The organism is Rathayibacter sp. AY1C5, assembly GCF_002931705.1.
Classification (GTDB): domain Bacteria; phylum Actinomycetota; class Actinomycetes; order Actinomycetales; family Microbacteriaceae; genus Rathayibacter.
In genome coordinates this window covers 24,448-39,037 of sequence record NZ_PSWD01000002.1, presented here as the reverse complement: position 1 = coordinate 39,037, position 14,590 = coordinate 24,448, and the positions used below count along the sequence as shown (strand labels likewise).

Sequence of the window (14,590 nt, the reverse complement as noted above, 5' to 3'; positions counted from 1 at the left end):
ACTTTCGACTCCCGCGCGCCGTCGCACCGGGAGAGGTAATTTGAGGGTTCACGCAACATATCAGGCACTCCCGCGAGCCCGAAAGGAACCGATCATCGCCCCGATCGCCGGCGCACTGTCGCGCACGCCCACCCTCGTCACCGCCACTGCGGCCCCGACCTGGGAGGAGGGCCTGATCGTCGGCAGCGGCCGCGTCGGCGCCGTGGTGCACGGCCCGGCCGACTCCCTGACCGTCCCGCTCGCCCACGAGCGCTGGTTCCTCCCCGTCAATCCGCGCCCGGACGCGCCCGACCTCGCCGGCGTCCGCGACGAGCTGCGCGGCGCCCTGCTGGCCGGCGACTCCGACACCGCCACCGCCCTGCTCGCCCGCGCCGCCCGCGACAGCGGCTACGACGGCGGCCTGATCTGGACCGACCCGCTCGGCCTCTGCGCGACCGTCACGCTGCGCACCCCCGGCGGCGTCGCCTCCGCGGTCCGCCTGATCGATCCGCTCGGCGGCGAGGCCGCGGTGGAGTGGACCGACGAGGACGGCGGCCGCCACGCCGTGCGCCTGCTCGCCCCGCACGGCGGCGAGGGCGTCCGGCTGGCTCTGGAGTCCTCCGCGGACACCGTCGTCACCGTCGAGCTCGCGCTCGGGGCCGGCGAGGCGACCTCCTTCGACACCGGCGTGCCCGACGCCTCGGCCGTGGTCTCGTCGCACGTCGAGGGCGGCGCCTCCGCGGTGCTCACGGCCGAGGCGGGCGAGGGCCCGACCGCGATCCGCGCCGTGACGCGGGCGACGAGCGGAGCGACGTGGCGCGTGGCCGGGGGCGCCGCCGTCTCGGACGTGGAGATCTCCGCGGGGGTCGCCCGCGTGCTCCGGCTGGACGTCGCGATCGGCGCGGCTCCCGACGCCTCCGCCGACCTCTCCTGGGAGGAGCTGCGCGACGCCCAGCGCGAGGGGCACGGCCGGCTGGTCGGCGCCTCCGTGCTGAATCTCGACGGCGCCTCCGACGCCGAGCTGACCGAGGACCTGTGGGACGCCGCCCGCTCCGGCGACGCGGGCGCCCGTCGCCGCGTGGTCGAGCTGGCCTGGCTGAGCGGCCGCGCGAACATCGTCGCCTCCACCGGCGAGCTGCCTCCGACGCTGCAGGGCGTCTGGCAGGGCACCTGGCGGCCGGCGTGGTCGGCCGACTACACGCTGAACGGCAACGTGCAGAACGGCGCGATGGCGGGCATGATCCCGACCGGCACGCCCGAGCTGGCGCTGTCGATCCTGGAGCTGGTGCTCCCGCACCTCGACGACTACCGCGACAACGCGCGCCGGGTCTACGGGGCGGAGGGGATGCTGCTGCCGTCGCGGATGTCGACGCACGGCCGCGCGGACCACTTCGCGGCGAGCTACCCGCACCTCTTCTGGACGGGCTGCGGCGGCTGGGTGCTGCGCCTGGCCGCCGACGCCGTCGCGGCCACGGGAGACCGCGGCATCGTCGACGACCGGCTGTGGGAGCTGGCCGAGGGCGTGCTGCGCTTCGCCGAGACCGGGACGACCGTGGTCGACGGGGCGCGCCGGATCGTCCCCTCCTACTCCCCCGAGAACACACCGGGTGGTGCGCGCTCGCCGATAGCGGTCGATGCGACGATCGACGTCGCCGTGCTGCGGGACGCCGCGCGGGCGACGGCGCTGCTCGGCCGGGCCCGCGGCGACGACTCGCTCGACGAGCGCTGGGCGCGGGTGGTGGCGGAGCTGCCGGAGTACCGGGTCGCCGAGGACGGCACGCTGGCGGAGTGGATCGACCCTCGGTTCGCGGAGGAGATCGCGCACCGGCACGCGTCGCAGCTGTACCCGCTCTGGTACGCGGGCGACGCGGCCTTCGAGGGCCCCGGCGCCTCCGCGGTGCGGCTGCGGGCCGCCGCGGCGGCGACGGTGGCGGCGAAGATCGCGTGGCGGGCCGAGGCGCCGACCGCTCCTCCCGGGCGGATGGAGATGGCGTTCGGGCTGGTGCAGGTGGGCGTCGCGGCGGCGGCGCTGGGTGACGCGGAGGCGGCGCTGACCTGCGCGGAGTGGCTCGCGGTCGAGCACTGGTCACCGACCCTGACGACCCGGCACGATGCGGGGAGGATCTTCAACCTCGACGCCAGCGGCGGACTGCCGGGGCTCGTGGCGGCGATGCTGCTGGGATCGGATGACGAGACGCTGACGGTGCTGCCGGCACTGCCGTCCGCGTGGGCGCGGGGTGCCGTGACGGGGCTGCGCGCGCGCGGCGGGGTGGTCGTGGACCGGCTGGAGTGGTCGCCGGGGCGGGCGTCGCTGCGGGTGCGGCGGGTGCCGAGCGCGGAGTGGCTGGCACCGGCGGGCGGGACGCGGGTGCGCACGCTGCGCGACGCGGTGCTGCGCGTCGACGGGCGCGAGGTGTCGGGCGGGCTGGAGCTCGGTGCGGAGGCGGTGCGCGTCGACGTGGAGTGGCGCGGCTGAGGGCGCTGCGGAGGGTCCGGCTGCGGCACGCGGAACGAGCTCCGGTCCGCCGACGGAGGCGGAGCAGCGCACCGGGTGTCGTCCCGGCTGGCCGCCGGACCCGCCGTGTGGCCGCGTCGACGTGAGAACGAGACGCGAGCAGGATGCGGTGGGTGGGGTCGGTTCAGCTCCGCGAGTGCCCGTAGCGGTCGTAGACGCGGTTGCGGGCCGCCCCCTCGGCGGCGGGCAGGCGCTGCGCGTCGGCGATCTCGTAGACGCCGAAGGTGTCGCGCAGGCGCGAGGCCGGGTCGACCTCGACGAAGGTGCACCAGGGCAGCCAGTGATGGTGGCTGCGCAGGGTCTGGGTCGCGAAGTCGCCGCTCTCGTGGCCGAGGCCGGGCATCGCGTAGCCGATGCTGCCGTCGACGTCGGTCGACTGGCGGGTGTTGCGGTGCAGGAACTCGGCGAAATCGAGGTAGTGCTCGTCGCCCGTGATCAGGTGCAGCCGGTAGTAGCTGTACGAGCAGGCCGCCATGTAGACGTCGGCGCCGCCGCCGAGGGTGATGATGCTCTGTCCGCTGATCGAGTACCGGTTGAAGGGATGCGCCCAGGGCGCGCGGACCGGGAAGGACCACACGTACGTCCAGGTCTCCGTGTAGTCGGCGGCGCGGACGGCGCCCTCCAGCCAGCGCGGCTCCTCCGTCAGGTCGTAGAGCGCGAGGAAGCCGAACAGCCCGTAGATGCCCGCCTCCTTGTCCTGGATGTCGGCGTTGTCGCAGGTGCCGCCGCGGTACTCCAGCGTCCGGTGGATGTTCGCGAACGACCACTCGCCGGCGCGCACGGCGGACGCGCGGTAGCGCCCCTCCCCCGTCACGAGGTGCAGCTGCACGAGGAAGCGGATCACGCTCGGGGTGTTCGAGCGCGAGTCCATCCGCACCGAGCCGTCCGCGTTGTAGGCGCGGTGGAAGCTGCCGTCGGCGTCCTGCACCTCGAGCAGCCAGTCGGCGGTCCGCCGGCAGAACTCGAGCCAGAGCGGGCGCTCGTCGCCGAGGTCCCGCAGGTGCAGGTAGGCGTCGAGGATCGCCTCGACGCCGTCGGCGAGCATCCGCAGGTAGTGCGGGTACGGCTCGAAGCCGCCGAGCGAGGGGTTGAAGCACATCCGCGGCGGGCCCGACTCGGGCAGCGCGGTCCGCGCCCAGAAGTCGACGATGCCGACGCCCTGCTCGAACGCCTCCGGCACGCCCTCGCGGTCGCCGTAGCGCAGCAGCTGGTAGCCGATTCCCGGCTGCTGCCCGACGAAGCCGAACTGGAAGGAGACGCTCGAGACGTCGAGGTCCGGCAGCTGGCAGGCGAACGGCAGGCCCCAGGAGTCGCCGTAGCGGCGGGTGAGGCGCTGGAGGATCGCCATGCCGTGGTGGAAGTGCCGCTCGTTGTCGACCTCGAACAGGTCGTCGCGGAGCCGGGCGTACGTGCTGCGCCAGGTGGCGCGCATCATCGTCGCGAAGTCGTCGTACCGACCGAGGTCGACCGCGACGGCGTAGCGCTGGCGGAAGCCGACCTCGACCGGGTGGTTCACCCGCTGCAGGGCCTTCGGGGCGGCGTCGTAGTCGAGGCCGGAGTAGGGGTTGTCGATCGGGCGCTCGCCGTCGGCGCCCGGGTGGACGTAGTCGATCGACAGGCCCGCGGGCGGCACGTCGAGCGGGGTCCGCACGCCGAAGCCGTAGTAGAGGTAGTTCAGCGTCGTGCCCTGCGGGCGGCTCAGGCCGATCGAGCCGACGGTGCACTCCGGGTCGGTGAAGTTCTCCGAGCGGACCACGTCCAGGCGCGGCAGCGTCGCGTCGGCCGCCCAGCGCGAGAGCGCCACGGTCTCGCCGGTCGCGAGGCTCTGCGCGGCGAACAGCGGCAGCGCGTAGTGCGTCTCGGTGCGCCAGAAGTACTCGCTGCCGGGGTCGCGGCCCATCGCGTCGGCGGGCCCGAAGGCGTTGTCCCGGTACCAGGCGCCGGGGGCGAAGCACTCGTAGTCGCGGAGGTCGTCGGACCCGGTCAGCCCGAGCGAGACGGCGGTGGAGAAGCCGAGGTCGCCGCCGGCCGCCAGCACCTCGACGTCGCGGTGCACGGAGAAGCCGTCGCCCGCGACGCGCCAGACGTCGGTGACGGCGAAGGCCGACCCGGAGCGGACGGTGATCGTCCCGCTCGCGGTGATCGCCCCCTCCGACAGCGAGACGTCGTCGTAGGGCGCGCCGGAGTACTCGCTGATCGCGGCGACGGTCTTGACCGTGACGCGCAGCGGCCGGTCGTTCGCGTAGAGGACGCGCTCGCCCGCGAGCACCTCGAGGCCGCCCGCCTCGACGCGGAGGGTGTAGTCGCCGGAGCGCAGTTCCACGGTGGTTCCTTCCCGGAGGGTCATCTCAGCTCTTCTCGTCGTGCGCGCGGGGGCCGGCCGGTCGGGCGGCCCCGGCCGGCTCGTCCTCGAGCCGCTGCGCCCCCGGATCGAAGCGCCGCGAGCCCGGCCGGAACAGCAGTGCGACGCCGCCCTCGACCAGCCCCGCGAGCAGCAGCAGGATCGCGAACGGGATCAGCGAGATCTCGGCCCACGCGCCCATCACCGGCATCACCAGTCCGGCCGCTGTGAAGCTGACCGTGCCGAGGATCGCCGTGACGCTGCCCGCCTCGCTCGACGGGCCCTGCAGCGAGAGGTACTGCACCGGGGCGAAGCCGAGCGAGCGGCCGGCCAGCGCGAACGTCAGCGCGCCGACGACGACGAGCAGCGGCTGCGTGCCGGTGAGCGCGAGCACCGCGACCACGACGGCGCCGAGCGCCGTGACGATCGCCGAGGCGAACATCGCGAACCGGGGTCCGAACCGCGGCACGATCACCCGTCCCGTCGTCTGCCCGACCGCGATCGTCACGAGCGAGGTGACCAGGAACAGCAGCCCGTACAGGTCGGGACCGACCGCGTAGACGTTCGTGTAGAGGAAGGGAGCGGTCGCGAGATACGCGAAGCCGACCGACCAGCCTGCGGCCGAGGCGGCGGCGAGCGCCAGCACGCGCGGCCGGCGGAGCATCCCGAAGGAGTTGCGCAGCGACGGGCCGAGCCCGCCCTGGTGCCGCCGCTCGCGGGGCAGCGTCTCGGGCAGCACCAGGAGCGCGATCACGGTCGCGAGCGCTCCCCAGGCGGCGACCGCGAGGAAGGAGCCGCGCCAGTCGATCACCTTGGTCAGCTGCGCGCCGACGGAGGGCACCAGGATCGGGAAGACCGAGACGATCACGGCGAGGTTCGCGAGCATCGTGACGAGCCGCTTGCCGCTGTAGAGGTCGCGGACGATGGCGGTGACGACGACGCCCGCGGCGGTGCAGGCGGCGCCCTGCACGAAGCGGGCCGAGAGCAGCACGGCGGTGTCGGAGGTCATCGCCGCGACGAGGCTCGCCGCGATGTGCAGCGCCGCCGAGACGCCGAGCGGCCACTTGCGGCCGACCGCGTCGCTGAGCGGTCCGGAGATGAGCTGGCCGGCCGCGAAGCCGAAGGTGGCGCCGGTGACGACCAGCTGGGCGGTCGCGACCGAGACGCCGAGGTCGTCCTGCAGCGTCGGCAGGAACGGCAGCACCAGGTCGATGGTGAGCGGCCCGAAGCCGACCAGCATCGCGAAGATCGGCAGCAGGAGGCGGCCGCGGGGCATCGCTTGGACGGCGGGGGAGGCGGTGGAGGCGGTCATGAGCGCGGAGCGCAGGTCACGGAGGGGATCCTGTCCATCAGCTCCCGGCCGAGACCGGGAAGTAGAGCGAGAAGGGTTCGTCGACGACCTCGTGCAGAGGCCGGAAGCGGACGGCGGCGGGCTGGCCGACGGCGCGGTAGCCGCGCAGCCACTGGGTCCACTGCCGCTCGTTGTCGGGGGCGAGCAGGGCGGGGGCGTCCTCGAGGCGCCCCCGCAGCGCGATCTCGCGGTCGACGAGGCCGGCCAGCACGATCGGGCCCTCGACGAAGGCGACCGTGCCCGGCTCGTCCGGGATCGGCTCGGCGCGGATCTCGGTGCCGAAGGCGAGGTCGACGCTCGTGCGGCCGCCGGGGTGCTCGATCAGGAGCGCGCCGTCGCCCGCCCGGACGCGCTCGGCGTCGCCCGCGACCCCCGGCTCGCCGACGGTCCACTCCGGCACCCGCAGCCGCACGTGCAGCGTGACCCCCTCCTCCGAGACGATCTCGACCCGGATCCGCGAGGCGGTGGGGCGGTGCACGTCGCCCGCGGCACCCGCGTTGGCGTCCGGGCCGACGTAGCCGGCGGTGTCGAGCACCTCGACCCGCACCGCCGCGTCGCCGGCGGCTGTCGGCAGGCGCAGGCTCGCGTCGACGTGCTGCGCGATCGTCAGCTCGGCGTCGCCGCCGCGGTAGAAGACGAGCCCGGAGTGGCGCGTGTGCGCCTGCACCAGCGTGCCGTGGCAGCACCAGAAGTCCTCGGTCGGGCTGCCCCAGTCCTTGCGGGCGCCGCCCTCGAGCGGCAGGAAGTAGGCGACCATCCCGGTCCGCGGGTTCTGCTGGGCGAGGAGGCCGTTCCAGAGGTTCCGCTCGATGTAGTCGGCGTAGGCGAGGTCGCCGGTCCAGCGCAGCAGCACGTCGGCCAGCCGGATCATGTTGTAGACGACGCAGTGCTCCTGCGTCTTCTCGCCGCGGCGAGCGGCGAACGCGAAGGGCGGCGTCCAGATCTCGCCGGAGGTCTGACCGCCCGTGCAGAAGGTGCCGCGGAGGGTGACCGCCTGCTCCCAGTAGGCCTCGACGATCCTCCGCCAGCGCTCGTCGCCGGTGACCTCGTAGGCGCGGGCGGCGCCGAGCACCTCGGGGATCGTGGTGTTGGCGTGCATGTTGGTCAGCACGTCGCGGCCCTCGAGCAGGCCCTCGAAGAGGGAGCGGCGGTCGTAGCGGCCGAGCAGCTCGGTGTAGACGGGGTCGCCGGTGATCGCGAGGAGGTCGGCCCAGACCTCGAGCATGCCGCCGGTCTCGACCTCGAGGATCTCCTGGAACGCGGCGTCGTCGAATCCGCGGACCCACTCCAGCAGCGGGACCGTGGCGGATCGCGCCATCCGCAGCGCCCGCTCGTCGCCGAGGTCGAGGTGCAGGTCGACGAGGCCCATCAGCAGCTTGTGCATCGCGTACTGCGGCGCCCAGATGGGGCGGCCGGTCGCGAGGCGGTCGAGGTAGCCGCGCGGGATCGCCCAGATCCAGCCGCCGCCGTTCTCCTCCTGACAGCGCTCGAGTCCGTCGAGCACGGAGTCGATCCGGACGCGGAGCAGCGGGTCGCCGGTGACCGCGACCTCGCGGGCCGCGGCGGAGAGCCAGTGGCCGAGGAAGTGCCCGCGCAGCTGGGAGCCCGGCGTCTCCCAGCCCCAGTGCCGGTCGAGGCCGCGGGCCTCGCGCGAGTCCTCCGAGGGGTGCAGGTGCCAGCCCTGGTCGCCGATCCCGGCCTCGATCAGGAAGTTCTGCAGCAGCCCCTCGTCGGTGAGCGAGAGGAGGTAGTCGCGGTTGAGCCGCCGCCGCGCGTCGAGCACCCCGCGCTCCAGGCGGGTCTCGTGCGGGGCCGGGTGGGTCAGCGGCATGGGTGCTCCTCGTCGAGGCGGTGGGTGGTGGGGGTGATCGGTGCGAGCGGTGGTCGATCGGCGCGGGTCGATCCGCGCGGTGGTCCCTCCGACCGAGGGTCGAGATCGATCTCTCGCTGTACTCAGACCAGGATCGACGATAGGAATGGGGACATGCAATCCCCGAGAGTGATCCATCTCGTCGCCGATGACGTGTCCGCCCTCCTCACTCAGTCGGGAGGCGACCTGCCCGTGCTGCTGCACTGGGGTCCGCGACTCGACGCGAGCGACGACGATCTCGCAGCTTTCGCAAGAACTCCCGTGCGGACGGGGATCGAGGGCTCCTCCGACGTCCCCTACGAGCCCGGGATCCTGCCCGAGCACACCTTCGGCTGGGCCGGCCTGCCGGGTCTCCGGGTGCACCGGGAGGGCGCCGGCTGGTCGCCGAGGCTGACCGTGGACACCGTCTCGGTGGACGGGGAGGCCCTCGCGGAGGGCGCGGTCGCGCAGGCCGGCAGCGCCGCCGTGACCATCGAGGCGCACGACGCGCAGGCCCGGATCGGGGTCGTCCTAGAGATCGTTCTCTCTCCTGCCGGACTGCTCAGGACCCGCGTCTCGGTCCGCAACGACGGCGCCGGGCACCTCGAGGTGATCGGCGTCGACCCCGCCCTCCGGATCCCGACCGAGGCCCGCGAGATCCTGGACTTCTCCGGCCGCTGGGGCACCGAGAAGATCCCCCAGCGCCACCCCGTCGTCACCGGCACCCACTCCCGCTCCTCGCGGCGCGGCCGCACCGGCCTGGACGCGACGACGGTCGTCGCGGTCGGCACCCCCGGCTTCGACTCCGCCGACGGGCGGGTCTGGCTCTGCCACGTCGGCATCGGCGGCAACCACGAGCACGCGGTGGAGCGCGGCGACGGCTGGCTCGCCTTCCGCGGCGGCGAGCTGCTCCTGCCCGGCGAGGTGCGCCTCGCGAGCGGCGAGAGCTACTCCTCCCCCTGGATCTCCGGCAGCTTCGGCCACGGACTCGACGCTGCGGCCGCCCGCTTCCACGCCCACCTCCGCGGGGTCTCCCGCTCCTCGCGCCGGCCGCGCCCGGTGACGCTCAACGTCTGGGAGGCGGTCTACTTCGACCAGGACCTCGCCGTCCTCGCCGAGCTGGCCGACCGAGCCGCCACCCTCGGGGTCGAGCGCTACGTGCTCGACGACGGCTGGTTCCTCGGCCGCAGCGACGACCGCGCCGGCCTCGGCGACTGGACGCCCGACCCCGTCGCCTGGCCCGACGGCCTCCTCCCCCTCGCCGAGCACGTCCGCGGCCTGGGCATGGAGTTCGGCCTCTGGGTCGAGCCCGAGATGATCAACGAGGACTCCGACCTCGCCCGCGCGCACCCCGACTGGATCCTGCGGGCCCGCGAGGAGCTGCCGCCGCGGTTCCGCTTCCAGCAGGTGCTCGACCTGACGAACCCCGACGCGTTCGCGCACATCCTCGGCGTGCTCGACGGCCTGGTCGCCGACCTCGGCGTCGCGTACCTCAAGTGGGACCACAACCGCGACCTGATCGACGCGGGCCACCCCGCCACCGGGACGGCCGCGGTGCACGAGCAGACGCTCGCGCTGTACCGGCTGATCGACGAGCTGCGCGCCCGGCACCCGGAGCTCGAGATCGAGAGCTGCGCCTCCGGCGGCGGCCGGGTCGACCTGGGGATCCTCGAGCGCACCGACCGCGTGCACACCTCCGACAACCAGGACCCGCTGGACCGCTCGCGGATGCTGCGCTGGACCGGGCTGCTCGTGCCGCCGGAGATGCTCGGCTCGCACGTCGCCTCGCCGGTCAACTCCGTCACCGGTCGCACCAGCGACCTTCACACCCGCTGCGCGATCGCCTTCCTCGGCCACTTCGGGATCGAGTGGGACCTCCGCGAGCTGGACGCGGAGGAGGAGCCCGTGCTGGCGGGCTGGATCGCGGCGTACCGCGAGCACCGCGGCCTGATCGCGACCGGCCGGGTCGTCGGAGGCGACGACTCCGACCCCGACGCGCCGTCGCTGCGCGGCGTCGTCGCGCCGGACGGCTCGGAGGCGCTGTACACGCTGGTCACGCCCGCGCTGACCGCGGACTCGCGCTGCCGCGTCCGCCTCCCGGGCCTGGATCCGCGGGCGCGCTACCGGATCGAGACCGCGCGCCCCGGCTCGCTCGGCCCGCCCTGGCAGAGCCCGCACTGGCTGGAGTCGACGGTGCCGCTGGACTCCGACGCCCCGGCCCCCGCCTACTCGGGGAGCCTGCTGGGCGAGGCGGGCCTGGACCTGCCGACCTTCCACTCCGACCGCGCGATCGTCCTGCGGCTCGTCCGCGAGACCGCGTGAGCACCGCCGCCGATCCCGGCGTCCTCGACACCGCCGCCGGAACCGCCGCCGCCGACCCGTCCGCCACCACCCTGGAGCACCCCGTGAACAGCACCGTCACCGTCGACCTCGACCGCCCCGGCGCCACCATCAGCCGCCACCTCTACGGCCACTTCGCCGAGCACCTCGGCCGGTGCATCTACGACGGCTTCTGGGTCGGCGAGGACTCGCCCGTCCCGAACGAGGGCGGGATCCGCCTGGACGTCGTCGAGGCCCTCCGCGCCCTCGACATCCCCAACCTCCGCTGGCCCGGCGGCTGCTTCGCCGACCGCTACCACTGGACCAACGGCATCGGCCCGCGCGAGGAGCGTCCCGGCCTGATCAACACTCAGTGGGGCGGAGTCGCGGAGGACAACTCCTTCGGCACCCACGAGTTCATGGCCCTCTGCGAGCTGCTCGGCGCCGACGCCTACATCTCGGGCAACATCGGCTCCGGCACCGTGCAGGAGATGGCGGACTGGGCCGAGTACCTCACCGGCGCGGGCAAGTCGCCGATGGCCGACCTGCGCCGCTCCCACGGCCGGGAGGAGCCGTGGACCGTCCGCTTCTGGGGGCTCGGCAACGAGACGTGGGGCTGCGGCGGCAACATGCGCGCCGGCGCCTACGCCGACCTGGCGCGGCAGTTCGGGACCTTCGTGCAGAGCGGCAACGACACTCCGCTCTACCGCGTGGCGGCCGGAGCCGACGGCGCCGACACCCACTGGACGCAGACGCTGATGGAGGTGATCCCCGAGATCGAGGGGCACCCCTTCTCCTCCGTGCCGTGGGAGTCGGTCTCGGTGCACTACTACACGATCGGCGGCAGCTGGCACGCGAAGGGCAGCGCGACCGACTTCGACGCCGACACCTACTGGAGCACGATCGTGGCCGCGCAGGGGATCGAGGAGCTGCTCCGCTCGCACGCCGCGGTGATGGACGTCCACGACCCCGAGAAGAAGTACGGGATGGTGCTCGACGAGTGGGGCACCTGGTGGGACGTGGAGCCGGGGACCCACCCGGGCTTCCTCTTCCAGCAGAACACGATCCGCGACGCGATGGTCGCGGCCTGGCACTTCGACGTCTTCCACGGCTTCGCCGACCGCCTGACGATGGCGAACATCGCGCAGACGGTGAACGTGCTGCAGGCGATGCTGCTGACGGACCCGGACGGCGGCGAGATGGTCCGCACGCCGACCTACCACGTGTTCGAGATGAACAAGGGGCACCACGACGCGACGGTGCTGCCGACCACGGTCGCCGGCCCGACGCACGCGGTCGACGGCCGCGAGATCCCCGTCGCCTCCGCCTCCGCCTCCGCGAAGGACGGCCGCGTCCTGGTCTCGCTGACCAACGTCGACCTGGAGGAGCCGCTCGAGGTCTCCCTCGACTTCCGCGGTGGGACCGTGACCGGCGCGACCGGCCGCCTCCTGACGGCCGACCGCCCCGACGCGCACAACCGGCCCGGCGCCGCCGACGAGGTGAGCCCCGTCGCCCTCGAGGGCATCGAGACCACGGCGACGGGCCTGCGCGTCACGCTGCCCCCGCACTCCTTCGCGACCGTGACGCTGGAGCTGTCGTGATCGCCGCACGCACGGAGGCCGCCCGCCGCCCGCCGATGGGCTGGAACAGCTGGGACTGCTTCGGCGCCTCGGTGACGGAGGAGGAGGTGCTCGCGAACGCCGAGTACCTCGCCGAGCACCTCCTGCCGCACGGCTGGGACACGGTCGTCGTCGACATCCAGTGGTACGAGCCCGATCCCGGCACGAGCGACTACCAGGAGGTGTCGGAGCCGGTGCTCGACGACTGGGGGCGCCCGCAGCCCGCCGTCGGACGCTTCCCCTCCGCGGCGACGGGCGGGTTCACGGCGCTGGCCGCGCGCGTGCACGCCCTCGGCCTCCGCTTCGGCGTGCACCTGATGCGCGGCGTCCCCCGCCGAGCGGCCGAGCTCGGCCTGCCGGTGCTCGGGTCGGAGGCGACCTGCGCCGACATCGCCGACCGCGGGAACGTCTGCCCGTGGAACCCCGACAACTACGGCGTCGACATGAGCGCGCCCGGCGCGCAGCAGTACTACGACTCCGTGATGGCGCAGCTGGCCTCGTGGGGCGTCGACTTCGTGAAGCTCGACGACGTGCTCTACCCGCCGATCCAGGCGGAGGAGATCGCCGCACTCTCCCGCGCGATCGACGCGACCGGCCGTCCGATGGTGCTGAGCCTCTCCCCGGGCAAGCAGCTCTCGCTCGAGAACCTCGAGGTGCTGCGGTCGACCGCGCAGATGTGGCGGATCTCGGACGACTTCTGGGACGACTGGGCGCACCTGCACGAGCAGTTCCAGCGGGCGGCGCGCTGGGCGCCGCACCAGCGCCCCGGCGCGTGGGCCGACGCCGACATGCTGCCGCTGGGGCGGATCGGCGTGCGCGCGCACGTGGGCGAGGACCGGCTCTCGCGGTTCACGCCCGCGGAGCAGCGGACGCTCGTGACGCTGTGGTGCCTGCTCCGTTCGCCGCTGATGATGGGCGGGCACCTCCCGGACACGCCCGCCGACACGCTCGCGCTGCTGACGAACGGCGACGTCCTCGCGCTTCTCGGCAGCGACGGCAGCCGCGAGATCGTCCGCGACGGCGACCTGGTGGTGTGGTCGGCGTGGCGCGGCGACGAGCAGTGGCGCGGAGTGTTCTGGCTGGGCTCGTCGGCGCGGTCCTACTCGGCGCATCTGGCCGACCTGGGCTGCTCCGGCGCGACCTCGGCCGTCGACGTGTGGAGCGGCGCCGAGCTGCCGATCGTCGGCGGCGCCGTCGAGCTCGAGCTCGGGCCGCACGGCTGCCGCCTGCTGCGCCTGGCCTGACGCGCGGGCGCCGGCCGGGGCGGGCGGGCCCGCCCCGGCCCGCCCCGCCTCGCCCCGCCTCGCCTCGGCGAGAAGCCAGGAGTCGTCGCACTCGACGTCGACTGCGACAACTCCTGCACACTCGCGGAACCGCGGTCTGGATGAGCCCGACGAGAAGCCAGTAGTTGTCGCACTCGACGCCCACTGCGACAACTCCTGCGCACTCGCGACCGGCCTCAGGACGCCGGGCGCCCGTCGCTCCTGCGCCGAGCACCCCGAGACTCCATTAGTCGTCGCACTCGAGACCGACTGCGACAACTCCTGCGCACTCGCGGAACCGCGGTAGGAGGAGTCCGGCAAGAAGCCAGGACTTGTCGCACTCGACGCCCACTGCGACAACTCCTGCGCACTCGCGAGCGGAGGCGGCGGCGGATGCGCCGAGACGACGGAGGCCGCCGCGCTCGAGCTCGAGTGCGACGGCCTCCGGACCGTCAGGAGCAGGCGCCCGCGGGTCAGGACTCCGTGTCGACGAGCGAGTCGAGGTGCGCGAGGTCCTCGGACGAGATCTCGAAGTCGACGTCGGCGTTCTCGACGATGCGCGAGGGCGTCGTCGACTTCGGCAGCGGCAGCACGTCCTTCTCGAGCAGGTAGCGGATGCAGAGCTGCGCCACCGACTTGTCGTACTTCGCGGCGATCTCGCCGATGTCGGAGTTGTCGAGCAGGCCGCCCGTCGCGAGCGGCGAGTAGCCCTCCACGAGGATGCCGTGCTCCTTGCAGTACGCGGTCGTCTCGTCCTGGGTGTTGCCGACGAACCAGCGGATCTGGTTGGCGTGCGGCACCACGTCGGTCGCCGCGATCAGCGACTCCAGATCGGCGACCTGGAAGTTCGAGACGCCGATGGCGCGCGAGCGACCGTCCTCGAGGATCTCCTCCATCGCCTTCCACGCCGCGATGTTGCCCTCGCGGTGGTCGGAGCCCATGTCCTGCCAGGGCCACGGGGCGTGGATGAGGTACAGGTCGACGTGGTCGAGCTCGAGCGCCGCCATGGTGGTCTCGAAGCTCGCCTTCGCGCCCTCGTAGTCCTTCACCTCGGCCGGGAGCTTGGTGGTGATGAACACCTCGTCGCGCGGGACGCCGCTGTCGCGCAGGGCCCGGGCGACGCTCGCCTCGTTGCCGTAGGCGCGGGCGGTGTCGATGTGGCGGTAGCCGGCCTCGAGCGCGGCGGTCGTCGCGTCGTAGGCCTCGGGGCCGTCGGGGATCTGCCAGGTGCCGAACCCGATCTTCGGGATGGCGACTCCGTTGGACAGCGTGAACGTGTCGGTCAGGGCGGGCATGACTCTCCTCTGCATCGGTCTTCTCCGCGGGCCGCCACCGGCGGCGCCGCTCCTTCCACG

General features: G+C 73.5%; 8 protein-coding genes. 4 read left to right on the top strand and 4 right to left on the bottom strand.

Annotated elements, in window-relative coordinates:
• The first annotated feature begins 40 nt into the window (after nt 1–40).
• Complete coding sequence (locus C5C57_RS02595; RefSeq protein ID WP_146082338.1) at nt 41–2,455, top strand: glycoside hydrolase family 95-like protein; 2,415 nt, start codon at nt 41–43, stop codon at nt 2,453–2,455.
• A 163-nt stretch (nt 2,456–2,618) separates the two neighbouring features.
• On the opposite strand, the gene C5C57_RS02590 is transcribed toward C5C57_RS02595, so the two are convergent.
• Genes C5C57_RS02590 through C5C57_RS02580 form a run of 3 tightly spaced genes read right to left on the bottom strand, consistent with a single transcriptional unit; the run spans nt 2,619 to nt 8,017 of the window.
• Nucleotides 2,619–4,817, bottom strand: coding sequence for a hypothetical protein (locus C5C57_RS02590; RefSeq protein WP_104297314.1), 2,199 nt, complete (start codon nt 4,815–4,817; stop codon nt 2,619–2,621).
• 25 nt (nt 4,818–4,842) lie between these two features.
• Complete coding sequence (locus C5C57_RS02585) at nt 4,843–6,147, bottom strand: multidrug effflux MFS transporter (protein ID WP_104297241.1); 1,305 nt, start codon at nt 6,145–6,147, stop codon at nt 4,843–4,845.
• A 37-nt stretch (nt 6,148–6,184) separates the two neighbouring features.
• Nucleotides 6,185–8,017: a beta-L-arabinofuranosidase domain-containing protein gene (locus tag C5C57_RS02580; protein WP_181069067.1), complete on the bottom strand. Its 1,833-nt coding sequence runs from the start codon at nt 8,015–8,017 to the stop codon at nt 6,185–6,187.
• 153 nt (nt 8,018–8,170) lie between these two features.
• On the opposite strand from C5C57_RS02580, the gene C5C57_RS02575 reads away from it, so the two are divergent.
• From C5C57_RS02575 to C5C57_RS02565, 3 genes are read left to right on the top strand one after another with little or no spacing between them, the layout of a single operon-like run.
• Nucleotides 8,171–10,357: an alpha-galactosidase gene (locus C5C57_RS02575; RefSeq protein WP_104297239.1), complete on the top strand. Its 2,187-nt coding sequence runs from the start codon at nt 8,171–8,173 to the stop codon at nt 10,355–10,357.
• Nucleotides 10,354–11,955, top strand: coding sequence for an alpha-L-arabinofuranosidase C-terminal domain-containing protein (locus tag C5C57_RS02570; protein WP_308471460.1), 1,602 nt, complete (start codon nt 10,354–10,356; stop codon nt 11,953–11,955). The genes C5C57_RS02575 and C5C57_RS02570 overlap by 4 nt, the downstream gene beginning before the upstream one ends.
• The gene (locus C5C57_RS02565; protein WP_258072722.1) at nt 11,952–13,217 is read left to right on the top strand and encodes a glycoside hydrolase family 27 protein; all 1,266 of its coding nucleotides are present in this window, start codon (nt 11,952–11,954) and stop codon (nt 13,215–13,217) included. The genes C5C57_RS02570 and C5C57_RS02565 overlap by 4 nt, the downstream gene beginning before the upstream one ends.
• A 491-nt stretch (nt 13,218–13,708) precedes the next feature.
• Here C5C57_RS02565 and C5C57_RS02560 read toward each other — a convergent pair whose 3' ends face one another.
• Nucleotides 13,709–14,530: an aldo/keto reductase gene (locus C5C57_RS02560; RefSeq protein ID WP_104261718.1), complete on the bottom strand. Its 822-nt coding sequence runs from the start codon at nt 14,528–14,530 to the stop codon at nt 13,709–13,711.
• Nucleotides 14,531–14,590 lie beyond the last annotated feature (60 nt).

What these genes read in the sequence shown, in the direction of transcription:
- C5C57_RS02585 (WP_104297241.1), bottom strand. Translation starts at nt 6,147, where the DNA reads ATGACCGCCTCCACCGCCTCCCCCGCCGTCCAAGCGATGCCCCGCGGC.
- C5C57_RS02580 (WP_181069067.1), bottom strand. Translation starts at nt 8,017, where the DNA reads ATGCCGCTGACCCACCCGGCCCCGCACGAGACCCGCCTGGAGCGCGGG.
- C5C57_RS02575 (WP_104297239.1), top strand. Translation starts at nt 8,171, where the DNA reads ATGCAATCCCCGAGAGTGATCCATCTCGTCGCCGATGACGTGTCCGCC.
- C5C57_RS02560 (WP_104261718.1), bottom strand. Translation starts at nt 14,530, where the DNA reads ATGCCCGCCCTGACCGACACGTTCACGCTGTCCAACGGAGTCGCCATC.